Source organism: Anaeromassilibacillus sp. SJQ-5, from assembly GCF_054108045.1.
This window is the reverse complement of record NZ_JBPJWQ010000001.1, coordinates 3,340,741-3,366,505: the sequence shown is the minus strand read 5'-3', so window position 1 is coordinate 3,366,505 and position 25,765 is coordinate 3,340,741. Positions and strand designations below refer to the sequence as shown.

The window sequence follows — 25,765 nt, the reverse complement described above, 5'->3', positions numbered from 1 at the left end:
ACGCTTGTCTCCTATTCTTTCATCAGCCGCCGCAAGACGGCCGCCTCCGCGGGCAGGGATTCCGGACGGTCGTCAGGCATGAATTCCAGCAGACAGCCCCTATCCCAGCCCCGCTCCCGGAAAACCGCCAGGTACTCCCGCCAGACCGGCACCCCCTTCTTCAAAGGATAGCGGTTTGGCCCTTCCCAGTAAAACACGTGGATATTCTCGGTATACGGAGCCAGGGAACGAGCGGCCTCCAGATTATAGGCCAAGTCTCGCGACGGGTCAGGCTGCCAGTACATGCCGACCCCCGCCTCCCGCACCGCCTCCATAAGCCGCAACGCGGCGCGGTAGTCGTCGGTCAGGGTGTTGCGATGGCACTCGAACGCCACCCGGCATCCTTCCCGGGCCGCCATGCGCCCGATACGCGCGGCGTCCTCCGCTGTCCGACGCCACGCCTCCGCCGTGGCGGAGGCGGAGCCTTTGTTTCCGGCCCATACCCGGATGACCGGCGCCCGCAGCGCGGCCGCACTGGCCAGCACGCCGTCAAACTCCTCGGCGGGACTGACCCCCGGCTTATAGTACGAGCCGTAGGCCAGCACCCGCAAGCCCGCCGCCCGCGTTTCCCCGCCCACCCGTTTGGCGGCGGAAACATCCCCAGCGGGGACGTGGACGTCCGCGCCCCATTCGATGCCCGTCAATGCTGCCTCCCGGGCGGCGCGGATTACCTCGCTGGGAGACAGGCCCCGAAATGAAACCGAAACCAGACCGGCTGTCATGCCAACCGCCTCCTTGCCCATATTGCCCTTATCATACCGGATCCTCCGGCGAAAATGCAAGCGGCGGGACGGCGCGACACAGGCCGTCCGGCCCTCGCCGGCGGGGCGCGAGCGACCGCAGCCCGCGATTTTCAGGAAAATCATCCATTTTGGTGAAAATCGGCTATTTTCTTTTTTCCCCGGCTGTGCTACTATGTAGGGGATCATTTTCCAGCCGACAGTGATAAGGAGAAAGCGAGAGGATTCTATGGAGTTTCCTATGCAGTTTATTCGTGCCACCAGCGTGACGGGGACGCATGAGGCGCCGGTTCCCGCCCCGTATCTGCGCCGGGCTTTTGAGGTCAAGGAGGCGTGCCAGGGCCGTCTGCTCATCGGCGCGCTCGGCTTTTACGAGCTGTACCTCAACGGGCGGCGGATCACCAAAGGGGCGCTGGCCCCCTACATCAGCAATCCCGACGATATCGTCTATTACGATTCCTACGAGCTGGCGCTGCAGGCGGGCGAGAACGTGCTGGGCCTGTGGCTGGGCAACGGGTTCCAAAACAATCCGGGCGGCCATATCTGGGACTTCGACAAGGCCCGGTTCCGCGGCGCGCCCCAGGTGGCCCTCCGGCTGACCTACACCGGCCCCGACGGGACGGAGCGGACGTTGGAAAGCGATGACCGTTTCCGCACCGCGCCCTCCCCGGTGCTGTTCGACGATTACCGGTTCGGCGAGCACTACGACGCCCGGCTGGAGCTGCCGGGATGGAACGCCCCCGGCTTTGACGACAGCGGCTGGCAGCCAGCGTTGCCCGCCCCCATGCCCCGGGGCGAGGCCCGTCTCTGCGAGGCGGAGCCTATCGTGGTCACCGACGAGCTGAAACCCATATCCATCCTCCCCGAGGGGGACGGCTACCGCTACGATTTCGGAAAGAACTGCGCGGGTGTCTGCCGCCTGACCATCCGCGGCCAGGCTGGCCAGCGGGTGGAGCTGCTCCACGGCGAATACCTGGAGGACGGCAAGCTGACCGTGCGCAACATCTGGTTTGGCGATAACCCCCTGGTCCATCGGGACGTGTATATCTGCAAGGGTGAGGGAGAGGAGACCTACACCCCCTCCTTCACCTACCACGGCTTCCAGTATGTGCTGGTCACCGGCATCACCCCGGAGCAGGCCACGTCCGATCTGCTCACCTATGTGGTCATGAACTCCGATTTGAAGGAGCGGGGCGGCTTCACCTGCTCCGATCCCACAGTGAATACGCTCCAGGAGCTGACCCGCCGCTCGGATCTGGCCAACTTCTATTATTTCCCCACCGACTGCCCCCAGCGGGAGAAAAACGGCTGGACGGCCGACGCCGCGTTGTCCAGCGAGCATCTGCTGCTCAACCTCTCGCCCGAAACCAGTTACCGAGAATGGATGCGGAACATCTGCAAGGCCATGGACGACCGGGGCGCGCTGCCCGGCATCGTACCCACCGGCGGGTGGGGCTTCCACTGGGGCAACGGCCCGGCCTGGGACAACGTGCTTTTGTATCTGCCCTATTTCGTGTACCTGTACCGGGGCGACAAAACGATCCTGGAGGAAAGCGCCGCGTCCATCCTGCGGTATCTGCACTACCTGACCACCCGGGTGAACGAAGAGGGGCTGATTAAAATCGGCCTGGGCGACTGGTGTCCGCCGGCCCGGGGCAGCGATCAGTACAAAGCGCCGCTGGAATTTACCGACACGGTGCTGTCCATGGACATCGCCGAGAAGGCGGCGTACATATTCGGCGTGCTGGGCATGGCGCCCCAACAGACCTTCGCCGCGTCCCTGGCGGCCCAATTCCGCGCCGCGGTGCGGGAGCGGCTGGTGGATTTTTCCACCATGACGGCGGCGGGGAACTGCCAGACCTCTCAGGCCATGGCCCTGTTCTACGGGGTTTTCGAGCCCGGCGAGCGGCCGGCCGCTTTTGACCGGCTGCTCCGCCTTATCGAAGAACAAGACGGCCATATGGACACCGGCGTCCTGGGCGGCCGGGTAATTTTCCATGTGCTGACCGATTTCGGACGCAGCGATTTGGCCTTCAATATGATCGTCCGGCCCGATTTCCCCTCTTACGGCAACTGGGTCGCCCGCGGCGCCACCAGCCTGTGGGAGGATTTCCAGCCCGAGGGGGGCGACGTCACCTCCCACAACCACCATTTCTGGGGGGACATCAGCAGCTGGTTCATTCAGGCGCTGGCGGGCATCCGGTTCAATCCCCACCGCCGCAGCCTGCTGGAAGCGGACATTCGCCCCTCCTTTGTGCCGCAGCTGGACAGCGCCAGCGGCTTCCATCTCGCCCCGGCGGGTAAAATCGCCTCCTCCTGGGTCCGGGAGGGCGGAGAGATCCGCCTGACGGTGGAATTCCCCGCCGACATGACCGGGCGGATCTCCTTGGAGCCGGGCTATGTCTTCGACGACGGCCTGGCCGTAAAACCCGCCGCCTCCGGCGAATATCGCATTCATACCGTATAAAAAAACACCGGATCGCTTCTTCCATGAGCGATCCGGTGTTTTTTCATCGGCTGCGGCGGCTCCGCGCCCATATCTCAGGCGAATCCGCGCATACTACTAGTAAAAATCCTCCATGAAAGCTGGTATCGCATGAATCATCTGCACGGGGAGACGAGCCCCTATCTGCTGCAGCACGCCGACAATCCGGTGGACTGGTATCCGTGGTCGGAGGAAGCCTTCGCGCGGGCTAAACGGGAAAACAAGCCGGTTTTTCTCAGCATCGGCTACAGCACCTGCCATTGGTGCCACGTCATGGCCCGCGAGAGCTTCGAGGATGAGGAAACCGCCCGCCTGCTCAACGCTCATTTTATCGCCGTCAAGGTGGATCGGGAGGAACGCCCGGACATCGACAGCGTGTACATGGCGGTGTGCCAGGCGTTTACCGGCAGCGGCGGCTGGCCCACGAGCCTGTTCCTGACGCCGGATCAAAAGCCCTTTTTCGCCGGCACGTATTTTCCCCCGCGTGCGCGGCACGGGCTGATCGGTTTCCGCGATCTGCTGCGGACCATTGCCCGGCAGTGGGCGGACAACCGGCCGGCGCTGCTGCACTCCGCCGAGGATGCGCTGGCGCAGCTTTCGTCCGCCATGCCACCCGCCGGGGAGGCGGCTCCCCATTCCGATCTGCCGGAGCGGGCGGTCGGGTGGTTCTCCGCCGCCTATGACGAGGAATACGGCGGGTTCGGCGACGCGCCCAAATTCCCGACGCCCCACAATCTTCTGTTTCTGCTTGCCTACAGTAAGCTGAAGGCGCACGACCGCACTCTTCGCATGGCGGAAACCACCCTGACCCAGATGCGCCGCGGCGGTATCTTTGACCAAATCGGCTACGGCTTCTCCCGGTATTCCACCGATCGGTATTTTCTCGCGCCGCACTTTGAAAAAATGCTGTACGACAACGCGCTGCTGATCCTGGCCTACGCGGCGGCCTATGCGGCGACCGGCTCGGCTGCCCACCTGGACACCGCGGAGAAAACTGCGGACTATGTCCTGCGGGAGATGACCAGCCCCGCCGGCGCGTTTTACGCGGCTCAGGACGCCGACAGCGGCGGCGTGGAGGGGCGGTATTACCTGTTCCACTACGACGAACTTCTCACCTTGCTGGGAGACGAAAAAGGGCGGGCGTTCAACGCGTATTACGGCATCACGCCGCAGGGGAACTTCGAAGGGGGCAGCATCCCCAACCGCCTGCACCCGACCGGCCCCGAAGGCGCTTTCGACGACGTGCTGCCGGCCGTGCGCACTTACCGCCGGGAGCGGGACTCCCTTCATTTGGACGATAAAATCCTGACCGCCTGGAACGCGCTGATGATAGCGGCACTAGCCTTTCTCTATCGGATCACCGGCGCGCCCCGCTATCTCGACGCCGCGAAAACGGCGCAGCGGTTCCTGGATACCCATCTGTCCGATGAAAACGGCCTGTATGTCAGCTTCCGGGAGGGGAAACGGACGGCCCGCGGTTTCCTGGATGAATACGCCTTCTCCGCCGCCGCCCAGCTCATGCTGTTTGATGCCACGCTGGAGGAAGCCTATCTTCGCCGGGCGGAGCAGTTCTGCCGGCAAGCGGCCTCGTTCGCCGACCCGGACGCCGGCGGCTTCCACCTGACGGGGGACGCTAATGAGCGCTTGGTAATCCGGCCCAAGGAAACCTATGACGGCGCGCTGCCCAGCGGCAACGCCGTCATGGCCTTCAATTTCGTCCGCCTGTCCCAGCTGACACAGGAGGACGACTGGGAGCAGGCCGCGCTTCGGCAGCTGGCCTTCCTGTCCGGCGAAGCGGCGAGCTTTCCGGCGGGGCACAGCCTGTTTCTGCTGGCCCTGCTGCTGCATGACAACCCGCCGCCCTCGGTCACCGTCGTCCTGGGCAGCGACGGCGAATGGGAAAGCGTGAAAAAGCGGCGGCCTCTTTATGCGACCGTTCGGGTGCTGCCCGGGCCGACAGCGGACTACCCGCTGCTCAACAGCCGCACCACCTACTACGTCTGCCGGGCTCATGCCTGCCTGCCACCCTCCAACACGTTGGCTTTATAAAGGGGCGGTTTTTTATTCCGCACAATCCCTTGTGCTTTTCTGATATGTGTGGTATAATGACTTGTTTGCACCTTTTGGCCGAACCGAGCTGAAAGACATTTGTCCGCGAAAACCGTGCACGGAAGCGAGGCGAAAGTCTCGCTTTTTTTCACGGCGAAGCGGCATTCCAGATTTTACCGAAAAGAGGACATGCATGAATTCCATTCCCTTTGAAGAGCTAAACCTAATCCCCGAAATCCGCCGGGCGGTGGAGGCCCTGGGCTTCGAAACCGCCACCGACATTCAATCCCAAAGCATTCCCCTTATCCAGAGCGGCCGGGATGTCATCGGCCGGTCCCAGACCGGCACCGGCAAGACGCTGGCCTTCGGCGTCCCGGCGCTGGAAATCATCGACCCCGCCATGCGCGGCGGCTGCCAGGTGCTGATCCTTTGCCCCACCCGGGAGCTGGCGGTGCAGGCCTGCGGGGAAATCCGCAAGCTGGCCCGGTTCCTGCCCGGCATCCAGGCGGCGGAGGTCTACGGCGGCGCGCCGATGGATCGGCAGATCCTGCGGCTGAAAACCGCCAACCTGGTGGTAGGCACCCCCGGCCGGGTGATGGATCACATGCGGCGGGGCACCTTGAAGCTGGATCGCCTGAAAATGATTGTGCTGGACGAGGCGGACGAAATGCTCAGCATGGGCTTCCGGGAGGATATCGAGACCATTCTCACCGACACCCCGGAGGACAGACAGACCGTTCTCTTCTCCGCCACCATGCCGCCGGCCATCCTGGCCCTGACCCGGACCTATCAGAAGGATCCGGTCTTGGTGCAGATCCAAATGCGGCAGGAGACGGTGGAAAACATCGAGCAGGTGTATATCGACGTACCCATGGGCCGCAAGATGGACGCTCTCAACCTGATACTGCGGTACGAGAACCCGCAGCTGGCCATGATTTTCTGCAACACCAAGCGGATGGTGGATGAAATCGCCGCTTATCTCGACCGCCACGGCTTTATGGCCGAAGGGCTGCACGGCGATATGAAGCAATCCCAGCGCACCAAGGTGATGGAGGGCTTCAAGCACGGGCGCACCGGCATTCTGGTGGCCACCGACGTGGCCGCCCGGGGCATCGACGTCACCGGCATCGATTATGTGATCAACTACGACATCCCGCAGAGCAGCGAGTATTATGTCCACCGGATCGGCCGCACCGGCCGGGCCGGGAAATCGGGCAAGGCGATCACCATCTGCAGCGGCCGGCGGCAGGTCGGCGAGCTTATGCAGATCGGCCGGATGGTCAAGACCTCCATCGCCCGGGCGGATATCCCCAAACCCGAGGATATCCGGCTGAGACAGCAGCGGCTGCATGTCGCCGAACTGGAGAAACTGCTGGCGAAGGAGGAACCCTCCCCCTTCGCGGCACTGGTGGAGGAGCTGATCCAGCAGGGGCACGATCCCGCGGCCGTGGCTGCCGCCGCGCTGCAGCTCCATTACGGCGAGGAAAGCCAGGGGCTGGAGGAAATCAAAGCGCCGGCCTATGGTTCGGGCTTCGCGCCCCGCCCGGCCGGCGGCTATCGGAAAATCAGCATCAACATCGGCCGGGACAAGCGGATCGCCCCCAACCACATCGTGGCGGCCATCGCGGGCAAAACCGGGATGAACGGCCGGGAAATCGGTAAAATCGAGATTTTCGACAACGAGACGGTGGTGGCCATCCCGGAATCGCGGTTTGACGAAACCCTGGAAGCCATGGCCGACTGCCAAATCGGAGGCAACCCCACCGTGACCAAAGCCTACAAGGGCGGCGGAGGCGGCTACAGCCAGGCCCCCCGTTCCTATCCCCGGGATAACCGCCCCGACTACCGCCGCCTGCCCAAAAAGCGAGAGCTGGAGGGCCGGGGCCGCAAGAAGTACTGAGTGAAAAGCCCGGCGCACCGCGATGGTGCGCCGGGCTTTTTTATTATATATGTTTATGTATATTCCAGCAGCGCCAAGGGCGCGGGGAGGGACAGAGCGCTCACCGGGGGGCACAGACGGCCCGCCCGGAGGGGAAGCGCCGTCACCGCATGGCTCCGCTCGTTGGCGGCCAGAAGGAACCGTTCGTCCGCCGTCAGCAGGATGTCCCGGGGCCAAGCCCCTCCGCAAGGGACGGCCTGCGTCAGCCGCAGTGCCTCGCCCTCCGCTTCAAACACCGTAATCACGTCGGCCCCCCGATTGGACACGAACACACGGCGGCCGTCCCGGCTGACGCGGATGGCGGCGGGATAGTTTTCCGCCGGCCGCATCTCCGCCGGCAGGGCCGGCACGGTCTGAAGCACGTGAAACCGCCCCGGTTCATAGGCCAGCGCCGTCACGGTGGAAGCCAGCTCGTTGACGCACCAGGCGAAGCGCCCGTCCGGCGAAAACGCCAAATGACGCGGCCCGCTCCCGGCGGGCAGAGCCGTACGGTTTTTCAGCCGCAGCTCCGCATCCAGCAGCAGCAGGCTGTCGCTGCCCAAATCCACCGCCGCGAGAAATTCCCCGTCGGGGGTGAACGCCACTTGATGGATGTGCGCCGCCTCCTGCCGATCCCTGTGAGGGCCTTGTCCCTCGAAAACGGCCAAGCGGCGCGTCTCCCCTTCCAACAGCGCCGCGCTGCCGGTGCCATAATTGGCGCACCATACCCGGCCGCCCCGGGCCGCCAGATGGCAGGCCTCCACCCCTCCGGTGGAACGCAGCTCCCCGTGGGGCCGCAGCCGGCCGTCCTTTTCCTGGGGGAAGGCCGTCAAAGCGCTGTCTCCCCCGCAGCCCTCCGGCGCCAGCAGCAGCGTCAGCAGCTTCCCGCCGTCCATGGCCATATACATGGGCCGGTCGGCCGTCGCCATCTGCCGCAGGGACAGTGTCCCCTCCTCCGTCCCGTCCAGCACCGCGATGCCGCCCTGGCGGGAGCAGCACGCGGCATATAGGCAATAAGCCATGACGAACCCCTCTTTTCGTATCTTATTTTCGTTCCTGCCGGTAGGCGCGGGGCGTCGTCCCGCAGACTTTGAGAAACGTGCGGTTAAAGGTGCGCGGATTGTCAAACCCGCAGGCGTAGACAATTTCCATCACCGGCCGATCGGTGCGCGCCAGCAGCTCCTGGGCGCGCTGTATCCGCAGCGCCGCGACATAGGCCGAAAACCCCATGCCCAGCCTGCCGGAAAACAGGCGGGACGTCTGGCAGGGGCTGAGCCCCAGGGCGTGCGATACATCCGCCAGGGAAAGCGGCTGACAAAAATGGCCGTTGACATAATCCACCGCCCGATAGGTCAGCTCCTGATAGGCCGCGTCGGTGTTGGGCTTCAACTCCAGCCGGTTCCACAGCAGGGCGAGCAGCAGCTGGAGATACGCCCGGCAGACCGGCGTGTCTCCGTCCCGCCCATGCCGCAGCAAATGACGGAAAGCCACCGGTACCTCGTCCAGCTCTTCCACGGACAGGAACGGGCAGCGCGGATGCCGGCTGACAAGGGCGCGGGCATAATCCCCCGCCTGGGCCGGCTTGGCTATCAGCAGGTGCACCAGATGGCCGTCCTCCCCATCCGCATGCGCGTATCCGTGCAGAACATGCGGGAAAATCACGGCCAGCTCCCTCGGCCGCAGGACGGCCGCATCGTCCCCCACCGTCACGCGGATAGTCCCCCGCTCCACATACAGGATTTCCAGGGACTCGTGAAGATGGAGGGGATAAGCCATATCGCAGGACGAAAACATCCGGATATCCGTCTCTTGGTTCTCATACCAGGGATGCATGATCCGCCCCGCCTTCCGTGTGCAACAAATGTCCAAATTCCTTGCGCTTTTGTCCTGTATTTTATCACTTCCCCTGCTATAATGCAAGTAAAGACCATATTGGTTAGGAATTTTGGAGGAAAAGCTTATCGTTAAGCCGGTGCAGGCCCTGCGGGTGATACGGATCATCGATCTGGCCTTTGCCTCCCAGGAGCAGGGCGCGGGCCTGCCCTGCGATATTTAATGCCATGTAAGGAGGACACTTATGAAACAAGCTCTCATTTTCCAAGGTGGCTGGGACGGTCACGAGCCGCAGCTCACCTCCCGCCGTTTCGCGGGCCTGCTGGAGGAAGCCGGCTTCGCCGTAACAGTCTCCGACACCCTGGACTGCCTGGCCGATCTCGATCGCCTGCGGGAGATGGATTTGCTGGTGGCCTGCTGGACCATGGGGGAAATCCCCGGAGACTACACCCGCAACGTCGCCAAAGCGGTGGGCGAGGGGGTGGGACTGGCCGGCTGCCATGGAGGGATGTGCGACTCCTTCCGGCAGGATACCGAGTGGCAGTTCATCACCGGCGGCCAGTGGGTCAGCCATCCCGGCGGGGACGGCCAGACCTACACGGTCAATATTCGCTCCGGCAGCAGCCCCATCGTGGAGGGGCTGGAGGATTTCGAGGTGTGCAGCGAGCACTATTATCTCCATGTGGATCCCGCCATCGAGGTGCTGGCCACCACCCGCTTCCCCCTGGTGAATTATTACCACATTTCCAATAAGCCGGTGGATATGCCGGTCGCCTGGACGAAATTCTGGGGCAACGGCCGGGTGTTTTATACCTCTCTGGGCCATCACGACGACGTGTTCGACCGCTCTCCGACCGCCCAGGAGCTGATGCGCCGGGGCATGCTGTGGGCGGCCGCCGGCCGGACCTTCGCCCGGGACCATGGACTGACCGCCGAGCGGTTTGAAAACAGCGCCAAAATGTATTGACGGGAGAGGGAATTATGGAAAAAGTACGCATCGGCGTCGTGGGCGTCGGCGCCATCAGCGGTATCTATCTGGAGAATATCACCGCCCGGTTCCGGGAGCTGGAAATCGTGGGCGTCTGCGATCTGATCGACGAACGGGCGCGGGCGGCCGTGGAGAAGTACCGCATTCCCAAGCAATACCCCACCATGCACGATCTGTTTGCCGATCCCGCGGTGGACATTGTGCTGAACCTGACCCGTCCTTACGAGCATTTCGAGGTGTCCCGCGCGGCCCTGCTGGCCGGCAAGCATGTGTACAGCGAAAAGCCCCTGGCCGCCGATCTCGCGGAGGGCCGGGAGCTGGTGCGGCTCGCGGAGGAAAAGGGGCTGCTGCTCGGCGGCGCGCCCGATACCTTCCTGGGGGCCGGGCTGCAAACCTGCCGCCGCCTGATCGACGACGGCTATATCGGGGAGCCGGTGGGGGCCGCGGCCTTCATGATCTGCCGTGGACATGAAAGCTGGCATCCCGATCCCGATTTCTACTACCAGCGGGGAGGCGGCCCTCTCTTTGACATGGGGCCCTATTATCTGACGGCTCTGGTGAACCTGCTCGGCGGCGTGTCCATGGTCTCCGGGATGGCCCGCGCCTCCTTCCCCGAGCGGCTGATCACCAGCCAGCCGCACCGCGGCGAGACCATCCACGTCCACGTGCCCACCTATGTGGCCGGCCTGCTGCAATTCGCCAGCGGGGCGGTGGGCACCCTGTTCACCACCTTTGACGTCCACTATTGGGGGCAGGCGCGCCTGGAGGTTTACGGCGCGGAGGGCACGCTGGTGTGTCCCGATCCCAACGGCTTCGGCGGCCCTGTCGAGCTATACCGTCCGGAGGACGGCACCCGGCGGGAGCTGCCTCTCCTATTCCCTTACGCGGAGAACAGCCGGGCCCTCGGCCTGGCTGACATGGCCAAGGCGCTGCGCACCGGCCGGGCGTTCCGCGCGGACTGTCAGCAGACCTTCCACGTCCTGGAAATCATGGAGTCTCTTTATAAGAGCAGTCAAGAGCAGCGCTTCGTCCCCCTGACCTCCGCCTATACCCGGCGGGAGCCGATGCGCACCGGCCTTCTCGACGGCATTCTGGACGATTAGGCCCTTCAAGCTTTTCCGGCTTGCCGCAGCGGCCTTTTCGGCAGAATCCTCTGTCGGCCGCCCGGATAATTATCATGGAAACACGGCTGCACCCGTGACAGGTGCGGCCGTTTTTTAAAATATTTTTCCAAATTTTTGAAAATTCTCCTGTCAGAAGAACAGAAAACCGCTGGAAAATTTTATAATACTACGGAGAATAACTACGTCATTTTATAGGGGGGACGATACATATGAAACGCATTAAAAAGGGGCTTGCGTTTTTCTTGGCGACATGGATATGGATGCTGGCGCTCCCTGTCGGGACTTTATCAGCGATGGAAAATACCGCGGAATTTCTGGGCGGAGACGGGACGGAGGAGAGTCCGTATCTCATTTCAAACAAAACGCATTTGAACAATGTGCGGAACCATCTGGACGCACATTTTTTGATGGTCGCGGATATTGAATTTAACGAGGCGGATTTTGCCCAAGGAGGGGAGTTTTATAACGGAGGGCAGGGCTGGGAGCCGATTGGGGCAGATCGATATTTTACAGGCGTATTTGACGGGGATGGTCACATCGTTGATGGCCTAGCTTGTTACCGTAGCGGAACAGGAGGGATTTGTGCCGGATTGTTTGGTTTTAATAAAGGGGAAATCAAAAATCTTGGTCTCATAGATTGTGATGTATCTGCCAAATCTAAATCTTATCCTACTACTCCGGATGCTTATGCAGGCGGGATCGTGGGATATAATACAAGTTATGGTACGATCAGCAATTGCTACAATACTGGAAATGTGAGTGCCACTATTTTTCATTCAAGCGATCGAATTGACTTTCCCAGAACTCATGCTGGGGGAATTGCAGGAGAAAATTATGGAAAAATCAGCAATTGCTATAACATTGGTAGCGTAAACGCTACTTTGTCCACTTCTTTCCATTCTCACAGTGACCAATTCGAAGCCCATGCAGGCGGAATCGTGGGGTATAATACAAGTTATGGCACGATCGGCAATTGCTACAATATCGGCAGTGTGGATGCCACTGTTTTTTATTCACCGGATCGTTTCACTTCCAGTGCCTATGCAGGCGGGATCGCGGGGGGGAATGGATACGGAACACTAGGCGAAGATTGTTATTATCTGAATGTGGCTTCCAAAGTCGGCGTTGGTACCGGAGAGGATAATACAGTTTCCTGTACGATGGAACAAATGAGATCACAGGCTACCTTTTCGGGTTTTGACTTTGATGCCATCTGGACAATGTCTGGAAATGAAACGTATCCTTATCCAGAACTACAAAAGATGTTCCATGCTGATGTTCAAGAGGAAAATGTCACAGAATTTAACGGCGGGACAGGGGCGCAATATGCCCCTTATCTTATTGCCAATAAAGAACACCTGAATAATGTGCGGAACCATTTGGGTGCATATTTTAAAATGGTGGCGGACATTCATTTTACCACAGACGACTTTGCCGAAAACGGTTTTTTTTACAATGACGGCCAGGGCTGGGAGCCGATTGGAACAAGTGAAAACCCGTTCTTTGGCGTCTTTGATGGCGCTAATCATACCATTCATGGATTAGAAATAAGCATTTCGGACAAGAATCCTGTTTTTGTAGGACTGTTTGGTTGTAATACAGGAATTATTCGAAACGTAGGCATGGTGGACGGTACTGTGAGCGCTGCTGTTTCGTCTGCATATGCCTACATGAACTCCTATGTGGGCGGGATCGCTGGTTATAACCGGGAGGGAACCATCAGCAATTGCCATAACACGGGAAGCATAGGTGTCTCAGTTTCGTTTTCGTCTTCTAATACCTCCAGCAGTGCACACGCTCATGTAGGTGGAATTGCTGGCTATAGTCTGGCGGGAACAATCGACAATTGCTACAATACCGGAAGGGTAAGCACTACCGTTTCATCCACATCTCCCGATGTGATCTCTGCATGCGCTCCCTATATAGGCGGGATCACAGGATATAATCAGGGCAGCACCATTAGTGAGTGCTACAATACCGGGAATGTGAGCTCTTCTGTTTTTTCTGAATATTTAGGGAGGTATACGTCAGCAGAGACCGGTGGAATTGCAGGGATCAGCCGGGGAACGATCCGCAATTGCTACAATATCGGTAGCGTGTTCAGTAATACTGGCGATGTAGGTGGGATCGCAGGGGAAAATCAGAGCGGCGGAACAATTTGTGATTGTTACAATACTGGCAGCACGACAGGGCCAGGATTTTATATAGCCGGGATTGCAGGACGGAATGGCGATGGAAAAGCCGTCAGAAATTGTTATTATCTTAATATTATCTCTCAAGGCGTCACTGGCGACGACTTCACGACTTCCTGTTCAATGGAACAAATGAAACAGGAAAGTACTTTTATAGACTTTAACTTTGACCTTGTCTGGACGATGATTGGGAACAAGGATTATCTTTGCCCAGAGTTGATGAGTGTGCCCATGATTTTTGAAAAATCGCTCGTTTCCATCTCACTAAGGCAGAATCCAACCAAGGTGGAATACATTGAGGAGACCGCTTTTGATCCCGCCGGCGGTTGGCTCACTCTCACCTACAACAATGGAACCGGTGAGGAGATCGCCCTTACTTTGGATATGGTGAGCGGTTTTGATAATACCAGGATTGGCAAGCAGATACTAACCATTACTTATCAAGGGAAAACCACCGCCTTTGAAGTAACCATAATAGCCAAATCTCTCACTAAAATTGAGGTAAGCCCGCCGACCAAAACGGAATACCTCGAAGGCAAGGACGAACTGAATGTCACCGGCGGAAAGGTCACCGTTTATTACAACAACGGTTCCTCCGAAATCATTGATCTAACTCTTGATATGGTAACCGGATTCGATAATACCCGAGTGGGGACGCAAAAATTGACTGTCACCTACAAGTGGGGAAAGGCGACCTTTGAGGTGGAGATCACTAAGAAGTCGGTCGAGCGTATCGAGGTGACTCATCCGATCAAAAACGAATACTTGGAAGGGGATGAATTCGACGCATCCGGCATGGTGGTTACCGCCCACTATAATAACGATACCTCGGAGGTGGTGACGGATTACGGCATCGGCGGCTACGATTCCGCGCCCGGGGCTAAGATCATTACGGTTACCTATGGCGGAAAAACAGCAACTTTTGAGGTGACGGTGCGGGCCAAGACGCTGACGGAAATTCGAGTGACGAAGCAGCCAGCTAAGCGAACCTATCTGGAAGGGGATGCTTTTGATTCGGCGGGGATGGAAATTACCGCTTACTACGACAACGGCACCTCGGAGGTGGTGACGGACTATGGTATCAGCGGTTACGACTCCACACCGGGCGTCAAGCGGCTCACTGTGACCTATGGGGGCAAGACGGCGGCTTTGGAGGTGACGGTGCGGGGCAAGGCGCTGGTGTCGATTGCGGTCACTAAGAACCCGGATCAAATGACCTATGTGGAAGGAACCGCGCTGGATACGACGGGGATGGAACTGACCCTGGTATTTGATAACGGGACAAAAGAAGTCCTCGCCACCGGCTGGACGGAAACCTATGATTTCAGCCAGCCGGGAAGGCAGGAGGTGCGAATTGACTGCCGTGGGAAAACAACGACGCTGACGGTGATGGTCCTATCCAAAACCCTTACCGGAATTGCCGTATCCCGGCTGCCGAACAAGCTGACGTATATCGAAGGGAATGCCTTCAGCGCGGCCGGAATGGAAGTCACGGCTTATTACGACAACAACACCTCGGAAATCGTTACCGATCGGGTAACGATTCAAGGGTACGATTCCGCGCCCGGCATCAAAACCATGGCGATTTCTTATCAAGGGAAAGAGACCTCTTTCACCGTAACGGTGGAGGCTAAAAAACCGGTGTCCATCGCGTGGAAGGCCAAGCCGAACAAGACCGTCTATTTTGTCGGGGAGGAGCTTTCCTTGAGCGGTGCGGTCATCCTCATTCGCTACAACAACGGCACCACGGCGGAACAAAAGCTGGAGGGCTCCTGGGGGGCGGATCAGTACAACCCCAACCAAATCGGGACACAGACGATTTCTATTCGGTATCAGGAGACGCCGCCCATTTCCTTCACGGTGACGGTGAAAAGCCGCGTCCCCTCGTCCATCACCAGCGGCACATACAGTGTCGGCGGCGGATTCCTCAGCAAAGTCGGAGCGGGCACCACGGCGGCGCAGCTGCTGGGCGGCATCAACGAAAAAGATTACTGCAAGGTGTACAAGGGGAACACGGAGGTGACCGGGAACGCTTTGGTGGGCACCGGCATGGCGGTGAAGTTGCTGGACGGCGGGACGGTTAAGCAGACAGCGGCGGTTGTGGTGACCGGAGATACCAACGGCGACGGGCAGATTACCATCACCGACATGCTGGCGGTCAAGGCGCATGTGCTGAAAAAGAGCGCCCTTGCCGGGGCGGCGGCGAAGGCAGCGGACACCAGCGGGGACAAAGCCATATCCATTACCGACTTCATTCAAATCAAGGCGCACATTCTGGGTAAGGATAAGATTCAGCCCCGGGCGTGCTGACGGAGGAAAACGAATATGAAAAAGATTGCCTCGAGCCTGTCGGCTCTGCTGCTGACAATATTGCTGCTGGTTCCCTTTACGGCGTCGGCCACGGCGGCCTCCGCCAGCCTGTCCGGCCCCGGAACCGTCCGGGCGGGGGACACCATCACCCTGACCTTCAAGCTGAACGGTTCGAACCTGTCGGGCGCGTCGGGTACTCTGACCTATGACGGCGGCCAGCTCCAGCTGACCGGCACCAAGCAGAAAATCGCGGCGCCTTGGGCGGTGGAGTTCAATGGCAATAACATGGTGGCCTACGACAACAACCTGTCTGCGCCCATCAACGGCGGCAAGGATTTGTTCACCGTCTCCTTCAAGGTGAAGGACGTGGCGGCGGGGACGAAAATCACCGTGTCTTACCAGGATGTGAAAGCCTCGGACGGCAGCGCGGACGCGGGTATCGGCACTGTCCGCTACAGCGCCACCGTGGGCGCGCCGCTATCCGGCGATAACGCGCTGGCCTCCCTGACGGTGAGCAACGCGACTATATCTCCCGCTTTTCATGCAAACACGACCAGCTACACGGCGGAGGTACCCTTCAGCGTGTCCAAGCTGGAAGTGGAGGCGACGGCGGCGGACGGCAAGGCGAAGGTGAGCGTGAACAGCCCGACGCTGAAGCCGGACGGCACGACGAATGTGACGGTCACGGTGACGGCGGAAAATGGTGCGAAGAAGACCTACACCATCCGGGTGCACCGGGAGAAGGATCCCAACTATGTGGCAAGCGGGAACAATACCTTAGCGGGTATCACCGTGGACGGATTTCTATTGTCGCCAGGGTTCCGCGCCGACGTGACCGAGTACGTGGTGTGGCTGCCGTATGAAACCGCCAGTGTGAAGATCAGCGGCAAGGCGGCGGACGGCAGAGCCAGTGTGGCGGTCATCGGCGGGGACAATTTGGCCGCCGGGCAGGACAACCCGGTGCAGGTGATCTGCACGGCGGAAAACGGAGACAAGAAGGAGTACACGGTCGTTGTCAAGCGGGCGGCGGCCCACGACGGCCGTGTGGACGAGAAGCCGACCACGCCGGCGACCGAACCGACCCAGGCGGCCACGACGACGGGCGCAGCTGTTCCGGGAAGTGCCGCACCAGCCTCCGGCGTCCCCTGGTGGACGCTGCTGCTGGTGGGGGCGGCTGGCCTGGGCGGCGGCATCGGCATGGGATATGGGCTGTTTGCGAAGAGAAAAGGCCGCTGACGAATCGACAAGCCTGGTTACCCCCAAAAGCCCCCGGCCATACGGCCGGGGGCTTTTGGGGTGTGGGGCATCGGGGGCCGGAATCCGGCCCCTTGTAAGCGGTTGTCCCCTCTATATGAAAAGTGTTCCGCCGCCTCCCTACTGGGCCTTGACCTTTTCTGCGAAGGCGGTGTTGACCACTTTGCCATATGGCGCTGCCTGCTTGAGTTCGCCCGCCTGGGTCATGACTTCCTGCAGCAGGCTGAAAGAGGATTCCTTCAGGACGGGATCGGGGCTCCAGGCGTCGATGTCCTTATACCGTTGCACCACGGTGGTGAGCAGATCGACGCTGGTATCGGGGAAGGAGGGGGCCACGATCTCGGCCACCTCCCGGGCGGTGTGAGAGGCCACCCACTGCTGCCCCTTATAGACGGCGCGGGTGAAGCGTTCGATGAGATCCGCATTTTTCTCGATATAGCTTTTCTTGGCGAAATAGGCGGTGTAGGGGATTTCGCCGCTCTCCTTGCCGATGGAGGCCACGATATAGCCCTTGCCTTCGGCCTCCAGCATGGAGGCGGTGGGCTCGAACAGGGTGACGTAATCCCCGGTGCCGCTGGTGAAGGCGCCAGCCATCAGGGCGAACTGGATGCTGTTGTCCAGGGTGACGTCCTTATACGGATCCACGCCGTTTTTGCGGATGACGTATTCGAGCGCCATATAGGGCACGCCGCCCTTGCGGCCGGGCAGAATGGTCTTGCCCCGGATCTTATCCCAGGAGAAGGAAGCGTCCTTTTTCCGGCCCACCAGGAAGGAGCCGTCCCGCTGGGTCATTTGGGCGAAGACCTGGGTATAGTCCTCCTTGCCCTCGTTGTACACATAGATGGAGGCCTCGGGGCCGGCGAAGCCGATGTCGATATTCCCCGAGAGGACGGCGGCCATGACCTTGTCAGCCCCCTGGCCGTTGGACAGCTCGATGTCGATGCCCTCCTCGCCGAAAAAGCCCAGCTCGATGGCCGCGTACTGAGGGGCGTAGAAGATGGAGTGGGTAACCTCGCAGACGGTCACCTTGTCGCCCGCCGTTTTGCCGCCGCAGCCAGCGGGCAGCAGGGCAATGAGGGCGGCGCAGGCCGCCGCGCCGATAAGACGCCGGTATGTAGGCTTCATAGAATCCTTCCTTTCCGAAATTAGCTTTTGGAGAAGCGGCGGCGGGTCAATGCCCGTACCACCGCATGACCAGCTTTTCAAGCAGCACGACGCCCTCGTACATCAGGGCGGCCACCACCGACAGGATGATGACGCTGGCCATCACCAGGTCGAGCTGAAACACCTGCCCGCCGTAGACGATGAGATAGCCGAGGCCTGCCTTGGACACCAGGAACTCCCCGGCGATAACGCCCACCAGGGACAGGCCAATGTTGATTTTCAGGGAGTTGAAGAGGGTGACGATGTTGGAGGGGAACACCACCTTGGTGAAAATCTGCCGTTTAGACGCGCCGAAGGTGGCGGCCATTTTGATAAGCTCCTTATCGGTGGAGCGGAAGCCGCTGAGCATTTCCAGGACCGTGACGATGAGGGAGATGGCCAGTGCCATGAAAATGATGGCTTTTGTCCCGGCGCCGACGAGGATGATGATCACCGGCCCCAGAGCGATTTTGGGCAGGCTGTTGAGCACCACCAGGTAGGGCTCGCTGACCTTGGAGACGAAGGCGCTCCACCACAGCACGATGGCCAGCAGGGTGCCCAGCGCCGCGCCGAGCAGGAAGCCCACCAGGGTTTCGTAAATCGTGACGCCCATATGCATGAGCAAATCGTTCTGGGCCATGTTGAAGTAGGTGCGCAGAATCCGGGTGGGCTGGCTGAGAATGAAGCTGTCGATGAGCCCCACCCGCGCCGCGATTTCCCAGGCGGCTATAAAAACGACCAGAATACCGATTTGCCAGTACAGGATATGCCTTTTTCGCTGCTTTTGCTTTTTCAGATACTGCCGCCGCTCCTTTGACAGCGGCGGGATGTCGGTTTTCTTAAGCATGCATCCCCAGTTCTTTCCATATGTGGTCGAAATATTGCCCGAATTTCGGATTGTTCCGGCAGGACAGCGGGGTGCGGTGATCCATGCCGAAATCGATGTCCAGGATTTCCTTCACCCTCGCCGGCCGGGCGGTGAGCACCAGAATCCGGTCGCCCATGCTGATGCTTTCCGGAATGTCGTGGGTGACCATGACGGTGGTGATCGCCTCCTGCTTGAGGATACGGTACACGTCCTCGGTGACGGTCAGGCGCGTTTGGTAATCCAGGGCGGAAAACGCCTCGTCCAGCAGCAGGATATCCGGGTTGATGGCCAGGGTGCGAATTAGGGCCGCCCGCTGCCGCATGCCGCCGGACAGCTGCGCCGGGTATTTATCCTTGAATTCGTACAGTCCGTAGGTTTTCAGCAGCTGCACCGCCCGGTCGACGGTCTCCTGGGTGAGCATATGCCGGACTTCCAGTCCAAACAGCACGTTGCTGTAAATGGTGCGCCAGTCCAGCAGGCTGTCCTTTTGCAGCATATAGCCGATGTGGCCGGAGATGCCCTCGACCTTTTCCCCCTTGACATACACGGCGCCGGCCGTGGGCTTCAGTAGCCCGGCCAGAATGGACAGCAGCGTGGATTTGCCGCAGCCGCTGGGCCCCACGATGCTCATGAACTCGCCCTTGTCCATGGAAAACGATATGTTCTCAAGGGCGGTGACTTCTCCGTTTTGCGCTTGATACTTCTCCTCTATGTTCTCCACCCGAAGAATTTCCAAACCCATCACCTCACGCCCTGCAATTTCCTGTAAAGCTCGCGGCGGCCGGCGCCGCGGGCGCTTACATCCCATAGTATGGTGGCAAGCCCCGATTGGTGCGGGGAACCGTGGCGGGGCCGGAAACAAACCTGTCATCCGGTTTGAACGTTTTGTTACACTTTTTTCCAGAACTCCCGGAAAAGGTAAAGAAACTGTAAGCGGATTGTAACCGCGCTGTCATTGCATTCGGCGTGTCCGTGCCGTACACTGAAGATAAGGAAAGTTCCTCCAATTCAATATATGCGAGAGGTGTTTTGTATGAAAAAGATCCGTATCCCCGCGCTTCTGGTCTCCCTGTTCCTGACCTCCCTGCTGCTGGCCGCCTGCGACGGCACGCCGGTCGGCGGTAAGCCCCAGTCCTCCGCCCCGGGCACCACGACCTCCGGTAAAGCCGACGAGAGCACCACGGCACCCACCGAGGCACCGCCCACCACGCCGCCGGAAAGCGGCGATCCCACCACGCCGCCCACCACGCCCCCAACCACTCCGCCCGAGACGCCTTCGGACGACAAGGGAGACGCCATCGCCACCCTGGCCAAAACCCTGGAGGGCAAGCCCTATCGGTACGGCGCGGCCGGACCCGACGATTTTGACAATTCCGGCTTCGTGTATTACTGCCTGAAACAGAACGGCATCACGGCTCCCCGCAAGACCGGCGATTTGGCCAAGGCGGGAACGGCGGTCGGCAAGGACGAGTTGCAAGCCGGCGATGTGGTGTTCTTCTACAACGACACCCCGGAGATCGCCCAATACACCGGCATTTATCTCGGAGGCGGCCGGTTCATCGCCTGCAGCAACGAGGAAAAACCGGTTATTGTGCAGGACATGACGCTGAAGTATTTCACCGATCACTATGTGACTGCCCGGCGGTTCTAGGTGGCAAAAAAGAGGCACACCTAACGCGGCGCCTCTTTTTGGTTATTTCACGACATTGTCCCGAATGGCTTCCAGTTCCTGACCGACGGCCGTGCGGTGGATTATCAAGAAGCGGAAGAGCCGGGCATACCGGATGAGTCGGATACGTCGGAGGATCCTTCTCCGTCCTCCCCCGGCACAGGTTCCGTAGCGCCGGCTGCCGCCTGCATGCTGGCGACAGCGGCGGGGGCCATGCTTTTGACACTGAGAAAACAGCGGAAAGGACGCTAAACAGTAGGTTTAGCGGCAGGGCTTCTCTATCCAGACGCCTGCGCCGCGTATCGTCGGCCTCAAAGGCTGTCTGATCGCAAAAACTCCCTGAAAGCCGGCTGGCTTCAGGGAGTTTTTGCGTGTTGTGTTCATCAAAAAAGATACGGTAAAAGGCTGCGCAAGGGAACGGCCATGTAAAGGAGAAGCCTATACGAGATTCTCCCGCGCGTCGAGCGGAAGAATCTCGCTCCAAAGGAAAAGACAGGCCGTCGCCTGTCTTTTCCTTTGGAGCTACTGATCCGATTCGAACGGACGACCTGCTCATTACGAGTGAGCTGCTCTACCAGCTGAGCCACAGTAGCATCTATGAGAAAGCGGAACCGGCTTTCTGTTTGTGGAAAATTCTGCCTAGTGACCCTCGGGTTATGAGCCCGACGAGCTGGGAAACGGTACGGGACATGGTGGATTCCTCCGGTATTATAGCAAACAAACCGGCCGCCGTCAAGGGGAAAAGCGAGTCCCGGCGCAAATTTCCGCGTCGGGACGCCGCCCTAAAACAGCTGCCCCAATTGGTTGCAGGCCACCATTAATAAAGCGAACAGCCCCGTAATGGTCAGCCCCACCCAGACCCGCTTTTTGGGGCGGACGGGCGGCGGGGCCATATTGGTATAGCCGGCCCCCGACGTGGCCACGGCCTGTCCGCAGCGGGGACAAATCGGCCCATCAAAGGGCTGGTTGCAGCGGCTGCAAAGGATTTTCATGGTTTCCGGCTTCCTTTCTGCTGAGATAAACTTAAGGGTTTCCTAATAAATTATTTTATCTCTTTTCGAACATTTGTAAAGGGATATCTGCTATAATAAAGAAAAGTTTCATCATTTATGCAATTTTTCAGCGGGGTTCCGGCGGTGCCGGCGTCCGTTCGAGATACAGGGAGAGGATCGCGTGGAGGGTATATACGACAACATTTTGGTGGTTATTCCATCGCTGAACCCAGACGACAAGCTGATGAAGCTGCTTGAGGATTTGAAAGCAGGGGGCTTTCCTCATGTTCTGGTCGTCAACGACGGCAGCGCGGAGGACTATGCGCCGTACTTTCAGCGGGCGGAGGAGGAATTCGGCTGCGAGGTGCTGCGCCACCATATCAATTTCGGCAAAGGCCGGGCGCTGAAAACCGCCTTCAATCATTTCCTGAACGCCTATCCCGCCTGCAAGGGCCTTGTCACGGTGGATGCAGACGGCCAGCATAAGGTGCCGGATATCCGGGCATGCTGCGACGCCATGCTGGCCCACCCCGAGGCTCTGATCCTGGGCAGCCGGGATTTTTCGAAAGAAGATGTCCCCTTTAAGAGCCATTATGGCAACGTCATCACCCGCAATGTGTTCCGGCTGCTGTGCGGCGTTCGGATTTCCGACACGCAGACCGGTCTGCGGGCCATGTCTTCCCCGCTGGTTAAGCGCTTCCTGACCACCAAGGGGGAGCGGTTCGAATATGAGATGAACATGCTCATCGATTGCGCCGAGGACAAAATCCCGCTGCGGGAGGTGCCGATCGAAACCGTTTATATCGAAGAGAACGCGTCCTCTCATTTTCATCCGGTGCTGGATTCTATCAAGATCTATGCGGTTTTCGGCAAATTTCTCTTTTCCTCCGTGTCCAGCTTTTTGGTGGATATCATCATGTTTACCATGCTCAGCTGGGTGCTGCGCCTGGCCGCGCCGGAGCTGCTGACGACCGATGTGCCCCATATCAAAATCACGTACGCCATCCTCATCGCCACGGCAGCCGCCCGCGTGATATCTTCCTTGTGGAACTACCTGCTCAATCGAAAGCTGGTTTTTCAGAGCAAGGCCAACGGCGCGGTTACGCTGGTTAAATATTACGCACTGGCGGTGGTCATTTTGTTCCTGTCCGCCCAGGGGGTCAGCTTTTTCACCCACCTGACCGGATGGAACAGTACCGTGGTGAAAATTCCCATCGATATGCTGCTGTTCCTAATCAGTTTCCCCATTCAAAAGCATTGGGTCTTTAAGAAGGAAAAAGCACCGCGGCAGGACGGTCTGGCCGCTTGAAAATTCTACAACGTATTGTCGTATAGGCAAAGGGACGGGATTGCATAAATTTGCAATCCCGTCCCTTTTTTTCTATATGTTGTTGTTTGCCACAGCTTTTCCTCAACGAAAAATATCCGCCCACCGGATAAAAAGGTAAAAAATGGCTAATATAAACGGATAATTCGGATGAGTTCACAGCTGGCTAAGATTTTACCGCAACTTTCTTACGATGCAGATTCCACAACAATCCTTCATATTTCAGCCTAATTGTAGGAAAAAATTTCCGCATAATTGCGGCTCTTCTGGAAATACTACCGGAAATAAGTGAATATATTTCACATATTGGTGGTTAAAATTCACATGTACTGCATTTGGAAAACGGCCATGATATACTCGGAGGGAAGGGGGCATCAGTATGTCCAATGACAAACGGGCTCGTTCTGTCTTTTCCGAACGTCTGCGCATGCTGCGCAAGTCCAACAATCTGACACAGAAGCAGGTGGCTCAGAGCCTGAGTATAGACCGTTCCACATATGCTTACTATGAAATTGATAAAACCAAGCCGGATTATGACACGCTGCTGCGTATTTCCCGTATTTTCAATGTTAGTGTGGACTTTCTTTTGGGCCGCGACCGGGATGCCTCCGCTTCGGTGACGCTTCACGACAACCATTATCCCCGCGATAACACGGAGACCTCTCGCTCTCTGGTAGATCTCACCCAGGAGGAACTGGCCTTCCTCAACATTTACCGCCAGCTAGACAGCATCCAGCGAAACGCCGTGATGCAGTTTGCGCTGGAACAGCGGTTTCAGCGGCAGAGCTTTTCGGATAGATAAGAAAAAGCGGAGGGGACAAGCCCTCCGCTTTGCTTTGTCATGTAGCCATTTATCGATGCTTTCCCAGGAAAAAGAGGGCCAGTGTTCCGGGGCCGGAATGGCTGCCGATCACGGTGCCGATGGTGTGCAGCATAAAATGCCGCGCGCCGGTGACCTGCTGCACGATGGCCTTGAGCTTTTCGGCATCCTCCAGGCAGTCGCCGTGACTGATCAGGATCATCTGATCGGACACGTCGTCATTCACCGTTTCCTTCATTTTGGCGGCCAGCGCCTCCATGGCGCCCTGACGGCCGCGGCTCTTGCTCATGAGAATGAGATGCCCCTCGTCGTCCACATGAAGCACCGGCTTGATCCCCAGCAGGGAGCCGAAAATAGCGGAAGCCTTGGAAACCCGGCCGCCCCGATGCAGGTGCATCAGATCGTCCACCGTGAACCAATGGCACAGATGCAGTTTGTTGTCCTCCAGCCACTTCGCGTTTTCCTGGATGGTCATGCCCGCTTCCTTATGCGTCTGGGCGTAATAGAGCAGCAAGCCCTCGCCCATGGACGCGGCCAGGGAATCGACCACCAAAATGGTGCGATCCGGGTATTTTTCCCGCAGCTCCGCCGCGCCACGCTCCACCGATTCATAAGTGCCGCTCAGCCCGCTGGAGAAGCAGAGATGCAGCACGTCCTCCCCCGCCTGCAGATAAGGCTCCACAAAATCGATAAAATCGTAGGTATTGACCTGCATGGTGGTGGACTGGGCGCCGCCGCGCAGCGCTTCGTAGAAATCATGAATGGGCATGCAGTCCTCGCTGCCCTCCCGGTACTCCTTACCGTTTATCTGAAAGCCGAGACCTACGCAGGGGATAGAATGCTCCGTATAAAATTCCCGGGGCATATCGCAGGTGGAATCGGTGGTAATTCTGTAGCTCATACAGCAGCCTCCCGTTTTATCTGGTTTTGGATACTATGTTACATCATATCGCCCGGCGTGTCAAGAGGGGCCGACAAACGTCCGTTTTGACGCCGGCTGTTCCGGCATGGCGGGCGTCTGGCACGCCCTTTCCCGGACTTTCTTTCAGTATACCCGATCCTTCAGACAAATACAAGGTTTCCCGTACTTTCAGATGCGATTTTCGAGGATTCCCCGGCTTTTCCCCTTGCGCCGGCGGTGCAAAACCGGTATGATGGGGGAAAACGCCCGGTTGGGCGCGCTTGGAGGAATTTCGCTATGGCTGATCCGTTTTCATCCATTCTGTCCCTGACACGGGCCGCCGTGGAGCGGTACGATATGCTGCCCGCCGGCGTGTCGGTGGCCGTGGGGGTGTCGGGCGGTAAGGACAGCTTGGTGCTGCTCGTGGCCCTGGCTCGTCTGCGGGAATTCTTCCCCACCCCCTTCTCCCTCACCGCCATCACGCTGGATCCGGTCTTTGAGGGGCGGCAGACCGACTATTCCCCCGTGGCCTCCCTGTGCGAGGAGCTGCGCGTCCCTTATATAGTCCGTCGCACCCGGCTGTGGGAGGTGGTGTTCGAGGAGCGGCGGGAGGCCAATCCCTGCAGCCTGTGCGCCCGGATGCGCCGCGGTGCCCTTCACGCGGCCGCCAAGGAGGCAGGCTGCCGTTTTGTCGCCCTGGGGCACCACAAAAACGACGCGGCGGAGACCTTTCTCATGAATCTGCTGGCGGGAGGCACCCTGGCCTGCTTTTCGCCGAAAAGCTATCTGGACAGGCGGGATCTCACCCTTATCCGCCCGCTGATATTCGCGCAGGAAGCGGATATCGCCCGCTGCGCCGAGCGGGCCGCGTTGCCGGTGGTCAAGTCCCGCTGCCCGGTGGACGGCTGCACCAACCGGCAGAGGACCAAGGAGCTGTTGGCCGACCTGTCCGCCGCGTACGGCCCTCTGAACGACAAAATTCTGGGCGCCATGCAGAAGGCCGGCCTGAGTGGCTGGTGAATAAAGTGAGGGGACGCGAACCCACCCGGCAGGCTCTTGTTTGCCTGCCGGTTTTTGCTGCGCCTCGGTCGATATTATATTTCCTTTTTATAT

The 25,765-nt window shown here is 59.2% G+C and carries 19 protein-coding genes and 1 tRNA gene; 11 read left to right on the top strand and 9 right to left on the bottom strand.

Translation table 11 applies throughout. The features are described 5' to 3' along the window. Nucleotides 1–11: 11 nt before the first annotated feature. Nucleotides 12–761 carry a sugar phosphate isomerase/epimerase family protein gene (locus tag ACSAMM_RS14555; protein ID WP_457792003.1) on the bottom strand — a complete coding sequence of 250 codons (750 nt, stop codon included), beginning with the start codon at nucleotides 759–761 and terminating at the stop codon, nucleotides 12–14. A gap of 247 nt (nucleotides 762–1,008) precedes the next feature. Between ACSAMM_RS14555 and ACSAMM_RS14550 the strand changes: the two genes are divergently transcribed. From ACSAMM_RS14550 to ACSAMM_RS14540, 3 genes are all read left to right on the top strand, one after another. After that, complete coding sequence (locus ACSAMM_RS14550; protein WP_457792002.1) at nucleotides 1,009–3,246, top strand: family 78 glycoside hydrolase catalytic domain; 2,238 nt, start codon at nucleotides 1,009–1,011, stop codon at nucleotides 3,244–3,246. 129 nt (nucleotides 3,247–3,375) lie between these two features. Then, nucleotides 3,376–5,313, top strand: coding sequence for a thioredoxin domain-containing protein (locus ACSAMM_RS14545; RefSeq protein WP_457792000.1), 1,938 nt, complete (start codon nucleotides 3,376–3,378; stop codon nucleotides 5,311–5,313). A 193-nt stretch (nucleotides 5,314–5,506) separates the two neighbouring features. After that, a complete protein-coding gene (locus ACSAMM_RS14540; protein ID WP_457791999.1) occupies nucleotides 5,507–7,213 on the top strand; it encodes a DEAD/DEAH box helicase in 1,707 nt (568 codons plus the stop codon). Between the two features lie 53 nt (nucleotides 7,214–7,266). Here ACSAMM_RS14540 and ACSAMM_RS14535 read toward each other — a convergent pair whose 3' ends face one another. Both ACSAMM_RS14535 and ACSAMM_RS14530 read right to left on the bottom strand, forming a co-directional pair. Beyond that, nucleotides 7,267–8,253, bottom strand: a complete 987-nt coding sequence (locus ACSAMM_RS14535) for a lactonase family protein (RefSeq protein WP_457791998.1) — start codon at nucleotides 8,251–8,253, stop codon at nucleotides 7,267–7,269. A 22-nt stretch (nucleotides 8,254–8,275) separates the two neighbouring features. Beyond that, complete coding sequence (locus tag ACSAMM_RS14530; protein WP_457791997.1) at nucleotides 8,276–9,064, bottom strand: helix-turn-helix domain-containing protein; 789 nt, start codon at nucleotides 9,062–9,064, stop codon at nucleotides 8,276–8,278. A 244-nt stretch (nucleotides 9,065–9,308) separates the two neighbouring features. Between ACSAMM_RS14530 and ACSAMM_RS14525 the strand changes: the two genes are divergently transcribed. The 4 genes from ACSAMM_RS14525 to ACSAMM_RS14510 all read left to right on the top strand — a co-directional run bounded on the left by ACSAMM_RS14525 (nucleotide 9,309) and on the right by ACSAMM_RS14510 (nucleotide 16,914). Beyond that, complete coding sequence (locus ACSAMM_RS14525) at nucleotides 9,309–10,031, top strand: ThuA domain-containing protein (RefSeq protein ID WP_457791996.1); 723 nt, start codon at nucleotides 9,309–9,311, stop codon at nucleotides 10,029–10,031. 14 nt (nucleotides 10,032–10,045) lie between these two features. Further along, entirely contained in the window at nucleotides 10,046–11,155 is a 1,110-nt protein-coding gene (locus ACSAMM_RS14520) for a Gfo/Idh/MocA family protein (protein ID WP_457791994.1), read from the top strand. Between the two features lie 230 nt (nucleotides 11,156–11,385). After that, the gene (locus ACSAMM_RS14515) at nucleotides 11,386–15,678 is read left to right on the top strand and encodes a bacterial Ig-like domain-containing protein (protein WP_457791993.1); all 4,293 of its coding nucleotides are present in this window, start codon (nucleotides 11,386–11,388) and stop codon (nucleotides 15,676–15,678) included. Between the two features lie 15 nt (nucleotides 15,679–15,693). Continuing rightward, nucleotides 15,694–16,914, top strand: coding sequence for a cadherin-like beta sandwich domain-containing protein (locus ACSAMM_RS14510; RefSeq protein ID WP_457791992.1), 1,221 nt, complete (start codon nucleotides 15,694–15,696; stop codon nucleotides 16,912–16,914). Nucleotides 16,915–17,052: 138 nt separating this feature from the next. On the opposite strand, the gene ACSAMM_RS14505 is transcribed toward ACSAMM_RS14510, so the two are convergent. Genes ACSAMM_RS14505 through ACSAMM_RS14495 form a run of 3 tightly spaced genes read right to left on the bottom strand, consistent with a single transcriptional unit; the run spans nucleotide 17,053 to nucleotide 19,685 of the window. After that, the gene (locus tag ACSAMM_RS14505) at nucleotides 17,053–18,057 is read right to left on the bottom strand and encodes an ABC transporter substrate-binding protein (RefSeq protein ID WP_178724940.1); all 1,005 of its coding nucleotides are present in this window, start codon (nucleotides 18,055–18,057) and stop codon (nucleotides 17,053–17,055) included. A gap of 46 nt (nucleotides 18,058–18,103) precedes the next feature. Continuing rightward, nucleotides 18,104–18,922 carry an ABC transporter permease gene (locus ACSAMM_RS14500; RefSeq protein ID WP_457791990.1) on the bottom strand — a complete coding sequence of 273 codons (819 nt, stop codon included), beginning with the start codon at nucleotides 18,920–18,922 and terminating at the stop codon, nucleotides 18,104–18,106. After that, nucleotides 18,915–19,685 (bottom strand): ATP-binding cassette domain-containing protein, encoded by a 771-nt coding sequence (locus tag ACSAMM_RS14495; RefSeq protein ID WP_178724944.1) that lies wholly within the window; start codon nucleotides 19,683–19,685, stop codon nucleotides 18,915–18,917. Before ACSAMM_RS14495 ends, ACSAMM_RS14500 begins: the two co-directional genes overlap by 8 nt. Before the next feature lie 291 nt (nucleotides 19,686–19,976). Between ACSAMM_RS14495 and ACSAMM_RS14490 the strand changes: the two genes are divergently transcribed. Continuing rightward, nucleotides 19,977–20,594: a C40 family peptidase gene (locus tag ACSAMM_RS14490; protein WP_457791987.1), complete on the top strand. Its 618-nt coding sequence runs from the start codon at nucleotides 19,977–19,979 to the stop codon at nucleotides 20,592–20,594. A gap of 535 nt (nucleotides 20,595–21,129) precedes the next feature. Here ACSAMM_RS14490 and ACSAMM_RS14485 read toward each other — a convergent pair. Further along, nucleotides 21,130–21,205, bottom strand: a tRNA-Thr gene (locus ACSAMM_RS14485). Nucleotides 21,206–21,394: 189 nt separating this feature from the next. Continuing rightward, entirely contained in the window at nucleotides 21,395–21,604 is a 210-nt protein-coding gene (locus ACSAMM_RS14480) for a hypothetical protein (protein ID WP_178724948.1), read from the bottom strand. 181 nt (nucleotides 21,605–21,785) lie between these two features. On the opposite strand from ACSAMM_RS14480, the gene ACSAMM_RS14475 reads away from it, so the two are divergent. Both ACSAMM_RS14475 and ACSAMM_RS14470 read left to right on the top strand, forming a co-directional pair. Beyond that, the gene (locus tag ACSAMM_RS14475; protein WP_457791985.1) at nucleotides 21,786–22,913 is read left to right on the top strand and encodes a glycosyltransferase; all 1,128 of its coding nucleotides are present in this window, start codon (nucleotides 21,786–21,788) and stop codon (nucleotides 22,911–22,913) included. Between the two features lie 397 nt (nucleotides 22,914–23,310). Then, nucleotides 23,311–23,733, top strand: a complete 423-nt coding sequence (locus ACSAMM_RS14470; protein WP_178724950.1) for a helix-turn-helix domain-containing protein — start codon at nucleotides 23,311–23,313, stop codon at nucleotides 23,731–23,733. 49 nt (nucleotides 23,734–23,782) lie between these two features. On the opposite strand, the gene ACSAMM_RS14465 is transcribed toward ACSAMM_RS14470, so the two are convergent. Continuing rightward, nucleotides 23,783–24,652, bottom strand: a complete 870-nt coding sequence (locus ACSAMM_RS14465) for a DegV family protein (RefSeq protein ID WP_457791983.1) — start codon at nucleotides 24,650–24,652, stop codon at nucleotides 23,783–23,785. A 297-nt stretch (nucleotides 24,653–24,949) separates the two neighbouring features. Here ACSAMM_RS14465 and ACSAMM_RS14460 point away from each other — a divergent pair, with 297 nt between their 5' ends. Next, a complete protein-coding gene (locus ACSAMM_RS14460; RefSeq protein ID WP_457791982.1) occupies nucleotides 24,950–25,672 on the top strand; it encodes a tRNA 2-thiocytidine biosynthesis TtcA family protein in 723 nt (240 codons plus the stop codon). Nucleotides 25,673–25,765 lie beyond the last annotated feature (93 nt).